This window comes from Streptomyces sp. SA15 (assembly GCF_002291145.1).
In the GTDB taxonomy this organism is placed as follows: Bacteria; Actinomycetota; Actinomycetes; order Streptomycetales; family Streptomycetaceae; genus Streptomyces.
In genome coordinates, this window is the sequence record NZ_NTGE01000067.1 from 1 (window position 1) to 929 (window position 929).

The window sequence follows — 929 nt, forward strand, 5'->3', positions numbered from 1 at the left end:
TTGAACCAGGTGACCTCGGTGTAGCCCTCGGGGATGTCGAACTTGGGCATCAGGTCGCGCTTCTCGAACATGCCCGTGGTGTCGATCTGCTCCGCCACCAGCAGCGTGTTGCGGCAGCCCTCCTGCCAGGCGTCCGAGGAGTCGATGGCGTACATCTCGTCCGTGGACTTCAGGTAATAACCCGTGCCGTCGAACCTGAAGCGGTCCGGGTCGGAGAGGTTCTTGCCGGTCTGGATGCACAGCAGCGCGTCATGGGCGGACGCCTCGTGCGCGTACGTGTAGTGCGAGTCGTTCGTCACCAGCGGGGGGATGCCCAGCTTCTTGCCGATGTCGAGGAGGCCGTCGCGGACCCGGCGCTCGATGTCGATGCCGTGGTCCATCAGCTCCAGGAAGTAGCGGTCCTTGCCGAAGATGTCCTGGTAGTCGGCGGCCGCCTTCAGCGCCTCGTCGTACTGGCCGAGCCGCAGGCGGGTCTGCAGCTCACCCGACGGGCAGCCGGTGGAGGCGATCAGGCCCTGAGACCACTGGGAGATGGTCTCCTTGTCCATCCGCGGCCACTTCTGCAGCCAGCCCTCCGCGTACGCGTCCGAGGACAGCCGGAACAGGTTGTGCAGGCCGGTCTTGTCCGCCGCCCAGATCGTCTTGTGGGTGTAACCACCCGAACCGGAGACGTCGTCCCGCTTCTGGTGCGGCTGCCCCCACTGGATCTTGCGCTTGTTGCGCCGCGACTCCGGCGCCACATACGCCTCGATACCGATGATCGGGGTGACCCCGGCCTTCTGCGCCGAGTGGAAGAAGTCGTACGCCCCGTGGAGGTTGCCGTGGTCGGACATCGCGATGTGGGTCATGCCCATCTCGTTGCACGCGTTGAACATGTCCTTCAGCCGCGCGGCACCGTCCAGCAGCGAGTACTGGGTGTGGACGTGCAG

The 929-nt window shown here is 65.6% G+C and carries 1 protein-coding gene; it reads right to left on the minus strand.

The genetic code is table 11. From position 1 onward, the window contains the following. Positions 1–929 (minus strand): PHP domain-containing protein (locus CLM62_RS11405; protein WP_143659019.1); only part of this gene is annotated, 929 nt, incomplete at both ends.